The organism is Shewanella morhuae, assembly GCF_003028295.1.
GTDB lineage: Bacteria > Pseudomonadota > Gammaproteobacteria > Enterobacterales > Shewanellaceae > Shewanella > Shewanella morhuae.
In genome coordinates, this window is the sequence record NZ_PYSG01000003.1 from 277612 (window position 1) to 294368 (window position 16757).

General features: G+C 43.2%; 14 protein-coding genes. 11 read left to right on the forward strand and 3 right to left on the reverse strand.

All coding sequences use genetic code 11. The features are described 5' to 3' along the window. Window positions 1–144: 144 nt before the first annotated feature. The 5 genes from C9I43_RS15880 to glpG all read left to right on the forward strand — a co-directional run bounded on the left by C9I43_RS15880 (window position 145) and on the right by glpG (window position 4820). The gene (locus C9I43_RS15880; RefSeq protein ID WP_107884447.1) at window positions 145–792 is read left to right on the forward strand and encodes a TetR/AcrR family transcriptional regulator; all 648 of its coding nucleotides are present in this window, start codon (window positions 145–147) and stop codon (window positions 790–792) included. A gap of 285 nt (window positions 793–1077) precedes the next feature. Beyond that, a complete protein-coding gene (locus C9I43_RS15885) occupies window positions 1078–2271 on the forward strand; it encodes a glycine C-acetyltransferase (protein ID WP_107884449.1) in 1194 nt (397 codons plus the stop codon). Between the two features lie 11 nt (window positions 2272–2282). Next, window positions 2283–3308 (forward strand): L-threonine 3-dehydrogenase, encoded by a 1026-nt coding sequence (gene tdh, locus C9I43_RS15890; protein WP_076501415.1) that lies wholly within the window; start codon window positions 2283–2285, stop codon window positions 3306–3308. A gap of 364 nt (window positions 3309–3672) precedes the next feature. Continuing rightward, window positions 3673–3978: a thiosulfate sulfurtransferase GlpE gene (glpE, locus tag C9I43_RS15900; RefSeq protein ID WP_076501417.1), complete on the forward strand. Its 306-nt coding sequence runs from the start codon at window positions 3673–3675 to the stop codon at window positions 3976–3978. Then, window positions 3975–4820, forward strand: coding sequence for a rhomboid family intramembrane serine protease GlpG (glpG, locus tag C9I43_RS15905; protein ID WP_107884452.1), 846 nt, complete (start codon window positions 3975–3977; stop codon window positions 4818–4820). Before glpE ends, glpG begins: the two co-directional genes overlap by 4 nt. Window positions 4821–4941: 121 nt before the next feature. Here glpG and elbB read toward each other — a convergent pair whose 3' ends face one another. Beyond that, window positions 4942–5607 (reverse strand): isoprenoid biosynthesis glyoxalase ElbB, encoded by a 666-nt coding sequence (gene elbB, locus C9I43_RS15910; RefSeq protein ID WP_107884454.1) that lies wholly within the window; start codon window positions 5605–5607, stop codon window positions 4942–4944. A 386-nt stretch (window positions 5608–5993) separates the two neighbouring features. Here elbB and polA point away from each other — a divergent pair, with 386 nt between their 5' ends. Then, window positions 5994–8762: a DNA polymerase I gene (gene polA, locus C9I43_RS15915; RefSeq protein ID WP_107884456.1), complete on the forward strand. Its 2769-nt coding sequence runs from the start codon at window positions 5994–5996 to the stop codon at window positions 8760–8762. A gap of 1105 nt (window positions 8763–9867) precedes the next feature. Here the strand turns inward: polA and yihA are convergent. Beyond that, a complete protein-coding gene (yihA, locus tag C9I43_RS15920; protein ID WP_076501429.1) occupies window positions 9868–10527 on the reverse strand; it encodes a ribosome biogenesis GTP-binding protein YihA/YsxC in 660 nt (219 codons plus the stop codon). Window positions 10528–10694: 167 nt separating this feature from the next. Between yihA and C9I43_RS15925 the strand changes: the two genes are divergently transcribed. From C9I43_RS15925 to hemN, 5 genes are all read left to right on the forward strand, one after another. After that, a complete protein-coding gene (locus tag C9I43_RS15925) occupies window positions 10695–11318 on the forward strand; it encodes a c-type cytochrome (RefSeq protein WP_076501431.1) in 624 nt (207 codons plus the stop codon). Between the two features lie 824 nt (window positions 11319–12142). After that, window positions 12143–12781: a class I SAM-dependent methyltransferase gene (locus C9I43_RS15935; protein ID WP_107885179.1), complete on the forward strand. Its 639-nt coding sequence runs from the start codon at window positions 12143–12145 to the stop codon at window positions 12779–12781. Between the two features lie 90 nt (window positions 12782–12871). Continuing rightward, window positions 12872–13438 (forward strand): Der GTPase-activating protein YihI, encoded by a 567-nt coding sequence (gene yihI / locus C9I43_RS15940; RefSeq protein ID WP_107884458.1) that lies wholly within the window; start codon window positions 12872–12874, stop codon window positions 13436–13438. A 66-nt stretch (window positions 13439–13504) separates the two neighbouring features. Beyond that, window positions 13505–13972: a DUF2489 domain-containing protein gene (locus C9I43_RS15945; RefSeq protein ID WP_107884460.1), complete on the forward strand. Its 468-nt coding sequence runs from the start codon at window positions 13505–13507 to the stop codon at window positions 13970–13972. A 277-nt stretch (window positions 13973–14249) separates the two neighbouring features. Then, window positions 14250–15626, forward strand: coding sequence for an oxygen-independent coproporphyrinogen III oxidase (gene hemN, locus C9I43_RS15950; protein ID WP_076501440.1), 1377 nt, complete (start codon window positions 14250–14252; stop codon window positions 15624–15626). Between the two features lie 94 nt (window positions 15627–15720). On the opposite strand, the gene add is transcribed toward hemN, so the two are convergent. Beyond that, a complete protein-coding gene (add, locus tag C9I43_RS15955) occupies window positions 15721–16716 on the reverse strand; it encodes an adenosine deaminase (protein ID WP_076501443.1) in 996 nt (331 codons plus the stop codon). Window positions 16717–16757: the final 41 nt, after the last annotated feature.

A 16757-nucleotide genomic window follows, 5' to 3' on the forward strand; every position in this document is an offset into this window, starting at 1 on the left:
TAGTATTGAATGGTTGTTCGTTCGGCCCGGAATACGAAGATTTAATGTGGTAGAAAATTAAATTAGGGATAATTCACCAGCAGTATTGTGGTCGTTGGTTAGCTTTCTCAATTATGTGGCGTTCACTCGCAATTTGGATGACTTATGAAAACCCGCGACAAAATAATCTATGCCAGTCTAGAACTGTTCAATGAGCATGGCGAAAGAAACATCACCACCAATCACATTGCTGCTCACCTGAATATGAGTCCCGGGAATCTTTATTATCATTTTCGCAATAAAGAAGACATTATTCGCTGCATTTTTAGCTTATATGAGAATCATCTCGAATCGGGTTTTCAACCCTATGAAGATAAACAAGTGGATGTGGAATTATTAATCGGCTATTTCGATGCGATGTTCTATACCCTATGGCAATTCCGTTTTATGTACGCCAATCTTGCGGATATTCTTGCCCGCGACGAAGTGCTAAAAAAGCGCTATTTGCACGCCCAGCAGCAAGTATTAACGCGTTCGAGTCACGTGTTACATAAACTGAAACAAGATGGTTTTTTAAACTTAGATACCGATAAAATTACGCCACTTGCCGATACCATCAAGATGATTGTCAGCTTTTGGATTGGTTATCAACTCACGCAATCCAGCACTTCAACGATTACTAAAGCGACGCTTTATGAAGGTGTTTTAAGAGTACTGATGATTTTTAAAGCCTATGCCACGCCGACTTCCGTCGCGACGTTTACTCGCCTAGAGCAGCATTATCAAGTCTTAGCCACCCCAGAATCGCACTAGAGTTACCCAAAAAATCTATATTAAGGCTCTCGCACTTAACACTAAAACCAAAGCCATCATAGTGTTGAGTGCGAGCTATTTTTCGTTATAAATACACAAAACTATCTGCACTCTTGTTATAGAAACTCATGTTATTCATTAGTTTTGATAATGTAACAATCACTTTATCCCTGAACACATTTACCTTACGAACCTGCATTAAAAAAAGGCTGTAGACCAATTAGCTTTAGAGTTAGAATGCCGTCACTCCCAAAATCAGAATAAAGTTAACTAAGGAGATATCAGATGGCCTCTACCTCTTTCTACACACAGATTAATCAACAACTTGCAGATATAAAAGCTGAAGGCTTATATAAAAGCGAGCGCGTTATTGCCTCACCACAACAAACAGCTATTCAAGTTAATCAGCAAGAAGTTGTTAACTTCTGTGCAAATAATTATTTAGGCCTAGCCAATCATCCTGAACTTATCAAAGCCGCCCAACAAGGCTTAGAAAGCCACGGCTTTGGCATGGCGTCGGTGCGCTTTATTTGCGGCACTCAAGATATCCATAAAAAGCTAGAAACGAGCCTCAGTGAATTCCTCGGTACAGAAGATACGATTCTTTATTCTTCATGCTTTGATGCCAACACAGGTCTGTTTGAAACCTTGTTAGATGCAGAAGATGCCATTATCTCCGATGCGCTAAACCATGCCTCTATCATCGATGGTGTGCGTTTATGTAAAGCGAAGCGTTTTCGCTATGCCAACAACGACATGGCCGATTTAGAAGTCCAGTTGATTGCCGCTAAAGCCGCTGGCGTACGTAACATCTTGATCGCCACTGACGGCGTATTCTCGATGGACGGCGTGATTGCAAACCTGCAAGGCGTATGTGATTTAGCCGATAAGTACGGCGCACTGGTAATGGTCGATGATTCACACGCGGTGGGCTTTATCGGCGCCAACGGCCGTGGCACCCACGAATATTGCAATGTGATGGACAGAGTCGACATCATCACCGGCACCTTAGGCAAAGCCTTAGGCGGCGCATCGGGTGGTTTTACGTCAGGTAAAAAAGAAGTCATCGATTGGTTACGCCAGCGTTCACGCCCTTATCTTTTCTCTAACTCATTAGCGCCGTCAATCGTCAGTGCGTCTATCCATGTGTTAGAAATGCTCAAATCAGGCCAAGCACTGCGCGAAGCCGTATGGGAAAACAGCCGTTATTTCCGCGAGCAAATGTCAGCCGCAGGTTTTACCTTGGGCGGCGCTGACCACGCGATTATCCCCGTAATGATTGGCGATGCTAAATTAGCGGGCGACTTTGCTAACCGCTTATTAGCAGAGCATATTTATGTTATTGGCTTCTCTTTCCCTGTGGTTCCTAAGGGGCAAGCCCGTATCCGTACACAAATGTCAGCCGCGCATACGCGTGATCAAATTGACAAAGCCATCGCCGCCTTTACCCGTATTGCCAAAGAAATGGGCATTATTTAGGACTCAAAACAATGAAAGCACTAAGCAAGTTAAAAGCTGAAAAAGGCATTTGGTTAGTCGATGCGCCTAAGCCAGTTATGGGCCATAACGATTTACTAATTAAAATTAAAAAAACCGCGATTTGTGGTACCGATATGCATATCTACAACTGGGACGAATGGTCGCAAAAAACCATTCCAATCCCAATGGTAGTTGGCCACGAATATGTGGGTGAAGTGGTTGATATCGGCCAAGAGGTTCGTGGTTTTAACATTGGCGACCGTGTTTCTGGCGAAGGCCATATTACCTGCGGCTATTGTCGTAACTGCCGCGCGGGCCGCACGCATTTATGCCGTAACACCTCGGGTGTGGGTGTAAACCGTGAAGGGTCATTTGCGGAATACTTAGTCATCCCTGCTTTTAACGCCTTTAAAATCCCTGATGACATCAGCGATGACTTAGCATCAATCTTCGACCCGTTTGGTAATGCTGTGCACACAGCACTGTCATTCGACTTAGTCGGTGAAGACGTATTGATCACCGGCGCAGGCCCGATTGGCATTATGGCTGCGGCCGTGTGTCGTCACGTTGGTGCTCGCCATGTAGTAATCACCGACGTTAACGAATATCGCCTAGAGCTGGCGCGCAAAATGGGCGCAACTCGCGCGGTGAACGTATCGAAAGAAAACCTGAAAGACGTAATGAAAGAACTGGGCATGACCGAAGGTTTCGACGTCGGTTTAGAAATGTCTGGTGTACCATCAGCCTTCCACGCCATGTTAGATACCATGAACCATGGCGGTAAAGTTGCTATGCTCGGTATTCCAAGTGGTGAAATGGCCATCGACTGGAGCAAAGTGATCTTCAAAGGCTTGGTGATTAAAGGTATCTACGGCCGTGAAATGTTCGAAACCTGGTACAAAATGGCCAGTCTTATTCAATCAGGTTTAGATATTTCACCGATCATCACTCACCACTTCAAGATTGATGATTTTCAACAAGGTTTCGATGCTATGGGCTCGGGCCAATCGGGTAAAGTGATCCTCAGCTGGGATTAATCCTGCCGAGCATTACTTATACCCAAACGACCTGAAGATGCAGGATTCAGCGGGAATTTAACGCACTTTAGGCAAGGCGGTTATTTGCAGACCTAGTGGACTAAGTTAAAAATAACCAACACAGCATAAAGTGCATTAAAACCCGCCGGAACGGAGTGCCTAGGGCACCTCACTTCCGTGTTGCATCAATTCAAAAGGTAGCCGACATTCTGTTATTGATGCGCCTTGAATTGATGTACCCTAGGCGCTCTGAAACTCGTATCTTCAGATAGCTTGGGTATAGATAGGGGCTGTACACTCGCAGCCCCTTGTTGCACACTTATCCTATATTGCTTTCCACCCCTTAGTTTTGTCAGGTTTTATTATGTCTTCCTTTAAACACTTAAGCGTTAATCAATTACTGCAAATGACCGAAGCACAAACAGTGCAAATCGTTGATATCCGTGATGGCAATAGCTTTACCAATGGCCATATTGAAAGTGCAACCAATCTGAATAACGAAAACCTAGCGCAATTTATTAGCCAAGCCGATATGGATGCCCCACTCGTCGTTGTTTGTTACCACGGTATGAGCAGTCAAAATGCGGCGCAGTATTTATGCGAGCAAGGGTTTGATGACGTTTATAGTCTAGATGGCGGCTACAGTGCTTGGCATGAGGCAAATGCATGATAGAAATTGGTAGACTCCCCAACAGTAGAGCCGCGCAAGCATTTGTTGATTACCTCAAGGGTGAACATATCGACTGCCACATCGAACCGCTGGAACAAGGGGTCGCCATTATTGTTATCCATGACAAAGATGTGGAGCAAGCGCGTAAAGAGTTTGCCCATTTCATCGCCCACCCCTACGACAGTAAATATCTACAAGCCTCGTGGGAATATGGCGATACACATACCAAGCTAGATTACGGCGCACCTTCACTACAACTGTTCAGCCAATTTATTACCGGCGCAGGTCCCGTCACACTGATTGTATTTGCGGTTTGCGTAGTTATTTTTGCTGCAATGAACTTAGGGTTTACCAACCAAACCTATGGCGCATTAGCCTATTTTGGCGCGGTACCTAATACTGAACTCAGCCAGTTTTGGCGTGTTTTTACGCCGAGTTTGCTACATTTTTCCGCCATGCACGTTATCTTTAACTTACTCTGGTGGTGGTATTTAGGCGGTAAAATTGAAACCCGTATCGGCACTGCGCCCTTGCTAATTTTGCTATTCGTGGCGGGAACACTGCCGAACGTTATCCAATATTATGTCAGTGGACCTAATTTCGGCGGCTTATCGGGCGTTGTATATGCCGTGGTGGGATACACTTGGATTATGGGAGTACGCAAACCCGCTGCTGGCATAGGCTTACCACCGTCATACATGGGATTTATGATGATTTGGCTGGCATTAGGATTTACGGATATTCTAGGCGTATCCGTTGCTAACGGTGCCCACATTGGCGGCTTACTGATAGGCTTAGCTCAAGGTTTATTCGATAGCCGTAAGACTGCGGCAGCTATCTAGCCAAGTTATCAGGCAAATAAGTACCAAGATAAACCATTAATAACCAACCGATTTATCTTGGTACACTAGCTCATAATCACACGGCTATCACACAGTTAAAAATCGCTACAAACCACTTAAATTAAACGGGCTCGCCAACCATCTCTAGCACTTTAGTGACTAACTTCTCGATGCCTGAATGCGCCTCAGCGATACTTCCCGCCAACATATAAGCGGGAGTGGTTACTATTCGGTTGGCATCATCTACGACGATCTCATGCACAGTAGCAACTTGATGCACACCACCCATCAAATTAAAGGCAGCAGCGGTATCGCTATCATTACCGATAGTGCCTTTTACACCGTGGGGATATAAACGCGGGATCATCATTGGGGCGATACAGATAAAGCCAACAGGTTTTTTCGCTACAATAAACTCATCGATAAAATCTGCCACCAGCGGATTCACTTCACACTCACTGCCATTAGTCGCAAAGTTACATAGATTTTTCGCCGCGCCAAAACCACCGGGAATGATCAAAGCATCAAATTCAGCGATATCTAATTCAATAGTCGATTTAACTTCGCCACGGGCAATACGCGCCGACTCCACCAGCACATTACGACTTGCCGCAGCATCGACCTCACCCGTTAAATGATCAACTACATGCATCTGTTTGATATCAGGTGCAAAGCATTGGTAGTGAGCCCCCGCTCGAGATAAACATAAAAGCGTTAAAACCGATTCATGGATTTCTGTGCCGTCAAAAACACCGCATCCACTGAGTAACACAGCGACTTTTTTCATTAAAAATACCCCTCTTATATTATTAAGTTTTAACAAAATACAAACAAATTGGTTGATCTGATTAAAAATCATGCTAACTTAATTCGTCGATTCTGACAGGTGCCGAAAATTAAGCCAATTCTTAGATGTATTTTACGGAGTCAATAAAAAATCCACAAATTAGGAAGATTTTTTAAGAAACAGTATTGAACTCACACAATTCTTTTATAAGCATAAAAAACAACAACTTAAAAATATCGCATTAAGCCGTAATCATCGCCATAATTCGTAGTTGACTTTTTCACTCACAGACTTATCCACAGGCTGAGCGTCATTTTGCCGTGGCTGAAATAGTGCATCTGTGGCATGCTTACCGCCATCTACGTCATCGATAAACGAAAATACTTATGCCGACCGTCGCTAAAAACCCACTTGTGCTTGTGGATGGATCTTCTTATTTATACCGCGCTTATTATGCGCCTCCTCACCTAACAAACTCAAAGGGCGAAGCCACCGGTGCCGTTTATGGCGTAGTGAATATGTTACGTAGCTTATTGACTCGCTATCAGCCGAGTCATATCGCTGTGATATTCGATGCCAAAGGTAAAACTTTTCGCAATGACATGTATAGCGAGTACAAAGCTCAGCGTCCACCCATGCCAGATGATCTACGCTCACAAATCGAACCGCTACACCGCATCATTCGCGCACTGGGTTTACCGCTGATTTCCATTTCAGGCGTCGAAGCCGATGACGTAATTGGCACTATTGCCCGCCAAGCCAGTTTAGAAAACCGTGCCGTGCTCATCAGCACAGGTGATAAGGATATGGCGCAATTAGTAGATGAAAACGTCACGCTCATCAACACCATGACCGACACAATCATGGGCCCAGAAGAGGTTGCGCTTAAGTTTGGTGTTGGTCCAGAGCGTATTATAGATTTACTGGCACTGATGGGTGACAAGGCAGATAACATTCCTGGTTTACCTGGCGTCGGGGAGAAAACAGCGCTCGCTATGCTTACTGGTGCAGGTAGCGTGAGCAACCTATTAGCAGAACCCGAGAAAGTGGCCGAGCTTGGTTTTAGGGGCTCTAAAACTATGGCGGCGAAGATCATTGAAAATGCCGACATGCTTAAGCTTTCTTATGAACTGGCCACCATCAAGACCGATGTCGAACTCGAACAAGATTGGCACGAATTGACCATTAAGCCTGCTGACAAAGATGAACTAATCAAGTGCTACGGTGAAATGGAGTTCAAGCGTTGGTTAGCTGAAGTTTTAGATAATAAAATCACGGCTAATTCTTCAGTGAATACGGAGTCAACAGAAACACAAGAAGACGCATCTGCCGTCGAGGCGATAGCAACACAGTACGACTGTATTCTCACCGAAGCAGAATTAGACGCTTGGATTGCTAAACTTAAGCAAGCCGACTTGATGGCATTGGATACCGAGACCACCAGCTTGGATTACATGGTGGCTGAATTAGTTGGCATTTCGTTTGCCATTGAAGCAGGAAAAGCGGCTTATCTTCCTTTAGCCCATGATTATGTTGGCGCGCCGACTCAAATCGATAAAACAGTGGCGCTAGAAAAGCTACGGCCGTTACTCGAAGATCCAAAGATCAAAAAAGTCGGTCAAAACCTTAAATACGATATCAGCATCTTAGCCAATGCAGGGCTCAAACTGCAGGGCGTCGCTTTTGATACTATGCTCGAATCCTATGTATTCAACTCAGTGGCTTCGCGCCATGATATGGATGGCTTAGCGCTCAAATACTTAGGCCATAAAACTATCAGTTTTGAAGAAATCGCCGGCAAAGGCGCAAAACAGCTGACCTTTAACCAGATCCCACTGGAAACTGCTGCGCCTTATGCTGCAGAGGATGCTGACATCACACTGCGGTTACACCAACATTTATGGCCAAGGCTTGAGAAAGAAGCAGAACTTGCTGCAATGTTTACTGAAATCGAATTGCCGTTAATTCAAGTATTATCAGATATCGAACGCCAAGGTGTATTAATTGACAGCATGTTACTTGGTCAACAAAGTGATGAGCTAGCGCGTAAAATAGATACCTTAGAAGAAAAAGCCTATGATATTGCAGGTGAAAAATTTAATCTTGCTTCGCCTAAGCAACTGCAAGTTCTATTTTTTGAAAAGCTCGGTTATCCGATCACCAAAAAGACCCCCAAAGGCGCCCCATCGACAGCAGAAGAAGTGCTAGTTGAATTAGCCTTAGATTTCCCACTGCCAAAGGTGATCCTCGAACACCGCAGCCTATCTAAACTAAAGAGCACTTACACCGATAAACTGCCACTAATGGTCAACGCTAAAACGGGTCGCGTGCACACTAGCTACCACCAAGCCAATGCGGCAACAGGACGCTTATCATCGAGCGAGCCTAATCTACAGAATATTCCTATCCGCACCGAGGAAGGGCGCCGTATTCGCCAAGCCTTTGTCGCCCCTGCGGGCCGTAAAATTTTGGCTGCCGACTACTCGCAAATCGAACTACGGATCATGGCGCATTTATCCCAAGATGATGGCTTGTTGACTGCATTTGCCGCAGGTAAAGATATCCATAGAGCCACAGCAGCTGAAGTTTTTGGTACCGACTTTGATGAGGTGACCACAGAACAACGTCGTCGTGCTAAGGCGGTTAACTTCGGCTTAATTTATGGCATGTCAGCTTTTGGTTTAGCCCGTCAGCTTGATATCCCACGCCATGAAGCACAAACCTATATTGATACTTACTTTGCCCGTTACCCTGGTGTATTACGTTATATGGAAGAAACACGCGCGGGTGCTGCTGACTTAGGTTATGTATCGACTCTGTTTGGTCGTCGCCTCTATTTACCCGAAATCCGTGATCGTAATGCGATGCGCCGCCAAGGTGCTGAACGTGCTGCAATTAACGCCCCAATGCAGGGTACGGCCGCCGATATTATCAAAAAGGCCATGATCAATATCGCCCAGTGGATCAAAACGGAAACCAAAGGCGAGATCACTATGATCATGCAGGTTCACGATGAATTGGTGTTTGAGGTCGATGCTGATAAAGCTGAGGAGCTTAAAAAGACAGTTTGCTGCTTGATGGCACAAGCCGCCAATCTTGATGTTGAGCTGCTTGCTGAAGCGGGCATTGGTGATAACTGGGATGAAGCGCACTAATCTATAAACATCCAAATTAGCACTATTAATATGATTTAAAAGTAAATAAAGCTAACCTGAATTCAATATTTTTAGCTCAGGTTAGCTCTCTCCCGTCTTCATCATCTCTAAGCACATCAATATTGAGCCCCTTTTATCACTGTGCGCAAATTATCTTTTCACAATACAAATTAGACCATTTAGTTAATAAAAACTGAATCGGCAGCACAATGTATGACTCACAGCCAAACAATCTGTATTCCGAACACGCTAGTTCGTTAAGCGCAGCGCAACTTAACAGACGACACAAACCATGACTCACTACCAAACAATCTTTACCTGATTCATTTAGTAGTAGAGCTCATCGATACACTGCAGCAGCAGATGGAGACTCAAGGGTGTGACTACACGAATCGAAATGACGTTAAAGCCAGCCATATCTGTTTAAAAATGTCATAACGGTTGTTCTCTTACGCGTACACTAAAACGTTAGGCTAGATTTAGAGTAAAAACATTAAATTTCAAATATTGATCTATTTTGTATTAAATTTTCTAATTACATCGCTAAATCAGCTGATTGAGCATTTTTAATGAAATTTCAAGATCAATTACAGGTGCTTTTTTACTCTAGACTTGAGATCAAACGCACATAATTAGCTCTTTTTTGGAAAAACTGTTTCTCATTTAAAGATAAATAGCGTATTATTCTCTGCGTAGGGTACAGAGGTTAAGATGTTCTATCTTTCAGACCTTTATTTCACTTATAGTGATGAGCCAAATTCTGGCGCCTCAGCAACTTGTTTGCTGAGGCTTTTTTTTGCTCTTTTTTCAAGATTAAAGTAAATTTTAGAGTATTTACTTTAATAAAGACTTAATAGACTGTATGCTAAAGATATTAAGAGCCATTGAAGATAATTTAGTGGTGCTTGAGTCTTGTTGAATTTAGCTTCTCCCCAAAAGAGCTAATATTTTGGCCGTTGACACTGTCATCGGCTATTTTTTTGCCTGAAATTGACGAAAAGTAATGGGGATAAAGCTTAAAAAGAGGGAAATATAAAAAATAGCAAAAAACAGAGGAGCGACATACACAGTCAAACTCGACCATGTATGCCAAAGCAGGTGATATTTATTCGGCGTTATTCATTGCAGCGAGCTCATCTGTCAACCATTGTGGGTGACACCATTCATTTAGAATCGCTAACACTTTAGGCTTTCCTGTTCCTTTCAGTGATGAGAAAGGTTCAACTTGTACCCAGTCACCAAACTCACTCAACGTAAGACGTACTTCATTGACGGTTTTCATCTTAGCACTTTGAGCTAATTTGTCTGATTTTGTCAGCAAAGCTAACACTGGAATCTCACTCGCTACCGCCCACTTGATCATCTGCATATCTAAATCTTTCAGCGGATGACGTATATCCATTAGAACCACTACACCACTTAAGCAAGCACGCTTTTGCAAATATTCACCCAATGCTTGCTGCCATTTATTTTTCAATGCAAGTGGAACTTGTGCAAAACCATAGCCCGGCAAATCAACTAAACGGCGCTGAGCATCTAACTCAAATACGTTAATCAATTGGGTTCGACCAGGCGTTTTACTCGTTCTAGCCAAACTTTTTTGTTCCGTTAATGCATTGAGCGCACTAGACTTTCCAGCATTAGAGCGGCCAGCAAATGCAATCTCAACACCAACATCGCCGGGCAGATATTGATCCAAATGTGCAATGTCAGGTGCACTGATTAAAAACTTCGCCCTACGAAAATCTATACGAGATTCAGTCACTATTTACTCCAAAATTTTTTACGCAATACCATAATTTATGAAGAATTACTTACTTTCCCACGTTTTCGTGTAAAATATTACTCCGATCACATTAATCATATTTTACCACGCTTGCGGGTCACCCTAGTAAGCTCAGGATAATAATCTTAACCAGAAGTTGGAACGCCATGAAAAAGCTAGCTCTTGCGCTGTCTGTTGTAATTGCCGCCATATCTTCACCTGCGATTGCTGAAGGTAATGCTGAAGCGGGAAAAACGAAAATCATTGTCTGTTCAGCCTGCCACGGTATGGACGGTAACAGTATGATCGATATGTACCCTAAACTTGCGGGCCAACACGCCACTTACCTCCAAAAGCAACTACATGATTTCCGTAGTGCAGCACAAACGGGCGGTAAAGATGGTCGTATGGATCCTATCATGAGTGGCATGGCAATGCCTCTAAGCGATCAGGATATTCTCGATATTAGCGCATATTTTTCTAGCCAAGCGATTCAAGTGGCTGAAGCAAAAGATGTCCCTGAGTTAGGCGCTAAACTTTATAAAGGCGGCGATGTTTCTCGTGGTATCACTGCTTGTATGGCATGTCATGGTCCAGATGGTAAAGGCGCTGAGCTTGCTGGTTTCCCGACATTAGCAGGCCAGCACGCTAGTTATATCAAAATCCAGCTAACAAAATTCCGTGAAGTGGGTCGTCATAACGATCTGAACGGTATGATGCAAGATGTCGCTAAAAAATTAAGCGATAATGATATTGATGCTTTATCTAAATACCTTTCTACTCTGAAGTAATCTTAGTTTAGTAATTTTAAAAGGGTGTACTGTCACCCTTTTTTTACACCACCAAGTTGACGTGGACGTAAACTGCAAAGATTCGTGCTTGACATAGATCACAGATTTCTGTTTAATAAGCCCCGTACCGAGATAAACCCATCTGTTTGTATAAAAAGATTAATAATAACTCACAGGTTTCGGTATCATTGACATTCAAGATATAAGAATAAAGACAACTAATAACAATAATATACTTAAGACCACTCTATATAATAATAACAAGAGTCGTGATTTCAACTTGAGATCCAGGTCAGTACTATTTTGTAAGGGATGGCCGATAACGCCAATTTGCTTCTAGCAAAACACCTTGCACTCAGGGTAACTTGCCCCCATCAGGACATCAGTTTACACGATGTAAACTGTAGCAAAGGAAGCGATAAGCTTAGGATGCACTGGCTGGATGCTTGTTATCACTGGAAGATACTTAAGTAACAAGGATGGTTAACTAAACGTCAAAGACGACGATGCTATAAAAGATGTGTCGCGAGACTATCTACGGAAACTGTGGTCAGGATGGCAACAGAAAAAAATAAAGTGTCTGGAAGACCATTAACAATAAAATGCAGGGAAAGCAGTAAAAAAAAGAAGGATACCGACCGGGAAAGTCGCATAGCAAGTATGGATACTTGGAATCAGGATAAGGTGCTAAAGCACCCTTTATAAGGCGGCAGTTTAACTGCCGCCTTTTTTCTTTGATGCAACACACCGCTAAAGCCTAAAATGTGCACTCAACCAATATAATTGGTACAATCAAAGCCTTAATCACCATTTCAGCAGACTCAATGCGCAGATGCCCTCTTTGTCATAACAGTCAAACACGACTCCTTTATCAAGATAGAAAGCGGAGTTTTTATGTCTGCAAGACATGTGAGTTAACCTTTGCCGATGCTAATAGCCATTTACCTCCAGCGGCTGAGAAACAAAGATATGGCCGTTCACGTATTGCATCGAAGCAAAAACAGTTATCGCAATTTATTTTGCCGCTGTTAGCACAATTAGAGCAGCAACAGGCTGGCAGTTTATTGGGGCTGAATTTTGGACGCACTCTCGATAACGAAAGCCTAGCAACCATAGAAAATGCGGGCCACAAATTAAATCAATATGATCCCTTTTTTGCTCCTAATCATGATGCTCTAAAACAAGAATATGATTTTATCTGCTGTTATCGGGTTTTTGAGCATTTTCAGTATCCAATAAAAGAGTGGGCTTTACTCACTCGACTACTGCGTTGTGGTGGTTGGTTGGCGATAAGCACGCCATTACTGACTGAATTGGATGGTTTTGCTAAGTGGCATTATAAGAACAACCTTACCCATGTGAGCTTTTACCAGCGAGAAACCTTCGAGTACCTAGCAAACAATAGCGATTTTGAGCTATTATTTGCCGCAAAGGATCTCGTTTTGATGCAAAAAACATCATAATCTGGTATAACACTCGGCCTAATTTCGCACCTTGTAGATAAGCTCAACCTTAGTCTGCAGGGCCATACGTTGTAAACAATTGAGAAGACCATGTCTCGTAGCAAGAAAACACGCAAGGGCGGCGAGAACAGCCCTAAGTTGCAGCCAAGAGTGAAAAAGCAAGATCGCGCAGTGGCTACTGGCAAACGCAAAGAGAAAGAATCAGGTAATAAATCAGGTAGTCGCCATAATGAAGGCTTAATTTTAGCGCAAGCGCCGCAACAGCAGGCAGCTAAGAAAAAAGATCCTCGTCATGGCAGCAAAAAACCGGTGGCATTAGCGATTCCAGCTGCTGCGGTAACAGATAAAGCTGTTCAGTCTAAAGTAAAGCAAGCTAAGCTGACTGACGAACAAAAGCTGCTGAAATTGGAAGAAGATCCGAGACTTAACCAATTACTAGATATGCTAGAAGAAGGTCGCGATCTTAATGATGTTGACCAAAAATGGTTAGATCAACAGCTAAATAAAATTGAGACTCTAATGGTTAAGCTTGGAATTAGCGACGATATGGATGCTGATGCGCCTTCATCTCCAGCTAAATCTTTGTCTGACGATGAGTTGTTCGATAAGTTTGAATCCGGTGCGGACTTGCTCAAAGATTATCAAGACAAGTTCTAACTGCTAAGCCATAGGGGTTGTAGTATTTGTACTATGACCCTTATGCCGTTCATATAAGGAGTCTTTGTGCCTACCGCTATTATTACTCTCGGTTTGATCATCATCGTTGCGCTAAGTAGCTATGCCGCCTTCTTAATTTTGAAACTCAAACAGCAAAAAAAACGTCAACAGACCGAACAAGCGGAGCGAGAAGTCACTGCGAACGCGAAACGAGCTAAAGTTTTAGATGATATCCGCTATATTGCGACGGCAATGATTGAAGATCGTTGTGAAATCTCTGAAGGCGTTGTTCGGATTGGTCGATTATTTGAAATTTTATCCTTAAGTGAACGTGTGGCTCCTGAGTATCCTTCACTATTCCAACACTTTGAACTCATCAAAGAACATCCCATTATGGATGCTCGACAAGCCTTACCAAAGCAGCAAAGAATGAAGTTAGACTTAATCAGAATGAAGTCTGAAGCGGCATTAGAACAAGGCATTAGCGATGATGCGAAAAAACTTTCAGACTACCAACCCAAAGCAATGCATTAAACGACTACTATCTCAGCCTCAAAACGGCTTAATTAGGTAGTTTTGAGGTTAGCTTTAACGTTATCTTAGCCACGACCTCCCCCCTTGGCTGGTTTTAAACATTCATCTCACCCTGCGCGCAAAATAACCTATCAGTTACAGATAAACGTCATGGTTTAGTCGATATTGTGTCATTTCTAAAAAAACAGACCTCATTTTTACAACATAGATCAAGGTTATTTACTAAAGAACCTTGCATACTTCGCCTGTTGCTAATTTACCCCTCGGAGGACACATCTTGAAGCAGCCCACTCAGATTAGCTGGGATCAATCGATGATCGAAAAATATAACTACAGCGGTCCCCGTTATACCTCTTACCCAACGGCACTGGAGTTCGATGATGCATTCACCGAACAAAACCTGCTCACGGCTATTGAACATAGCAAAAGTGATAAACTGTCGCTGTATATTCATATCCCGTTCTGCGCCAAGCTTTGCTATTACTGCGGCTGTAATAAAGTCATTACTCGTCATCAACATAAAGCCGATCAGTATATTGAATACTTAAGCCAAGAAATTATTAAACGTGCGCCGCTGTTTAAGCATTACAGTGTGACACAAATGCATTGGGGCGGCGGCACACCAACTTTCTTAACCCCAGAACAGATTCTTACGCTAACGGCATTAATTAAAGCCAACTTTAATTTTGCAGATAAAGGCGAATTTTCGATTGAAGTCGATCCCCGTGAAATTGAGCTTTCTATGCTTGATACTCTTAAGGAGGCCGGCTTTAACCGTATCTCCATCGGCGTACAAGATTTCAATAAACAAGTGCAAATTGCCGTTAACCGTGAACAAGATGAGCAGTTTATTTTTGATCTGATGGCCAAAGCTAAAGCCATGGGCTTTGTGTCAACCAACATAGATTTAATCTACGGTTTGCCTCATCAAACACCAGAGACGTTTGCGGTCACTATGCAGCGTGTTTTAGATTTATCGCCTGACCGTTTATCCGTATTTAACTATGCTCACTTACCTGCGCGTTTTGCTGCTCAGCGTAAGCTCAAAGATGAGCATATGCCTTCCCCAAAACAAAAACTCGAAATGCTACACCAAACTATCGAGACCTTAACAGGTGCAGGTTACCAATATATTGGTATGGACCACTTTGCGAGACCCGATGACGAGTTAGCCAAATTACAACGCGAAGGTAAACTGCACCGTAACTTCCAAGGTTATACCACCCAAGAAGAATGCGATTTGTTAGGGCTTGGCGTTTCGTCTATCAGTCAGATTGGTGACTGCTATGCACAAAACCAAAAAGATATCCGTCCTTATTATGACGCTATAGAAAATGCGGGCCATGCTCTGTGGAAAGGTTGCAGCCTAAACCGCGACGATGAAATTCGCCGCGTAGTGATTAAGCAGCTGATTTGTCATTTTGAATTAGATATGGCGAAAATTGATGAGAAACTAGGGATTAACTTCGAAACCTATTTTGCTGAAGATCTTAAGTTGATGCAGACATTTATCAATGATCAGTTAGTTGAAATCGTTGATAGGCAGATCACTATCAGCCCAACAGGCCGTTTGTTGATCCGTAATATTTGTATGTGCTTTGACCTTTATTACCGTCAAAAAGCACGTCAGCAACAGTTTTCGCGCGTGATCTAAAGCGCCTATGGCCGCAGTTGCTAATATTGATAATAAAAATCCGACCTAGAGTCGGATTTTTTATTGACCAATTTTTCAAACACTTAAAACTGACTTACGCCTTAGCGGCATACAGCGCTTTGCGCTCACTGTCTGATAAAAAGGCCATTTCTACGCCATTGCGTTGCACCTGTGCGAGCTCAGCATCGGTTAATTTGAGTTCAGATTTAGCAATACGATACTCGTGATTAATATCGATAGCGCTCACACCAGGATCATCGGTATTAAGGCTTATTAATACACCGGCATCCATAAAGGTTCTAAAAGGATGTTCAGCATAAGAGGCCACTGTAGAAGTATGCAAGTTACTGGTTGGACAAGATTCAATACCGATACGATGCTTAGCAAGGTATTCCATCAGCTTAGGATCGTGAATTGCGTTCACACCATGACCAATTCGCGTAGCCCCAAGTTCTTGAATCGCTTGCCACATACTTTGTGAACCCGCCGCTTCACCGGCATGGGCCGTAATCGCAAGGCCAGCATCACGCACACGCTTAAAGTGATCGTTAAATAACTCTCCAGGGAAACCTAATTCATCGCCTGCTAAGTCCATCGCCACGAGATGTTGTTTATGGGCGAGTAAGCCTTCAAGTTCTTGAGTACAAGCAGCTTGACCGAATGAGCGTGACATTATACCAATCAGATTAATCTTCACATTGTAGTCTTTGATGCCCGCTTTAACGCCGTCGATTACCGCTTCAACAACGCCTTCAATCGGTAACTTATGGTTCATGGCCATATAGTAAGGACTAAAACGTAGCTCAGCGTAATCTAAGCCAGACAACGCCGCATCGGCGACGTTTTCATAGGCAACGCGTTTAACCGCATCCAAATCTGCAAGTACGGCAACCATCCAATCGAGCTTCTTTAAGAAGGCGACTAAGCTAGTTTCTTTGCCTTGAATTTGCACAAAAGGAGCAAGAGCCTCTAAAGAATCGGCAGGTAGCGCAATGCCGTGTTGGTGTCCTAGTTCCCAAATGGTGTTTACTCGTACATTACCGTCTAGGTGACGATGCAAATCTACCAATGGAATGGATGTATCAATCATATTTAACCCCTATTTGAACTACCCAGCCAATGCTTTTGTTA

Bases quoted from the DNA above. Each gene is read 5' to 3' on its own strand.
- C9I43_RS15925 (WP_076501431.1), top strand. From the start codon at position 10,695: ATGAAAAAGCTAGCTCTTGCGCTGTCTGTTGTAATTGCCGCCATATCT.
- C9I43_RS15880 (WP_107884447.1), top strand. From the start codon at position 145: ATGAAAACCCGCGACAAAATAATCTATGCCAGTCTAGAACTGTTCAAT.
- C9I43_RS15935 (WP_107885179.1), top strand. From the start codon at position 12,143: ATGCGCAGATGCCCTCTTTGTCATAACAGTCAAACACGACTCCTTTAT.
- glpE (WP_076501417.1), top strand. From the start codon at position 3,673: ATGTCTTCCTTTAAACACTTAAGCGTTAATCAATTACTGCAAATGACC.
- add (WP_076501443.1), bottom strand. From the start codon at position 16,716: ATGATTGATACATCCATTCCATTGGTAGATTTGCATCGTCACCTAGAC.
- tdh (WP_076501415.1), top strand. From the start codon at position 2,283: ATGAAAGCACTAAGCAAGTTAAAAGCTGAAAAAGGCATTTGGTTAGTC.
- C9I43_RS15885 (WP_107884449.1), top strand. From the start codon at position 1,078: ATGGCCTCTACCTCTTTCTACACACAGATTAATCAACAACTTGCAGAT.
- yihI (WP_107884458.1), top strand. From the start codon at position 12,872: ATGTCTCGTAGCAAGAAAACACGCAAGGGCGGCGAGAACAGCCCTAAG.
- elbB (WP_107884454.1), bottom strand. From the start codon at position 5,607: ATGAAAAAAGTCGCTGTGTTACTCAGTGGATGCGGTGTTTTTGACGGC.
- glpG (WP_107884452.1), top strand. From the start codon at position 3,975: ATGATAGAAATTGGTAGACTCCCCAACAGTAGAGCCGCGCAAGCATTT.
- polA (WP_107884456.1), top strand. From the start codon at position 5,994: ATGCCGACCGTCGCTAAAAACCCACTTGTGCTTGTGGATGGATCTTCT.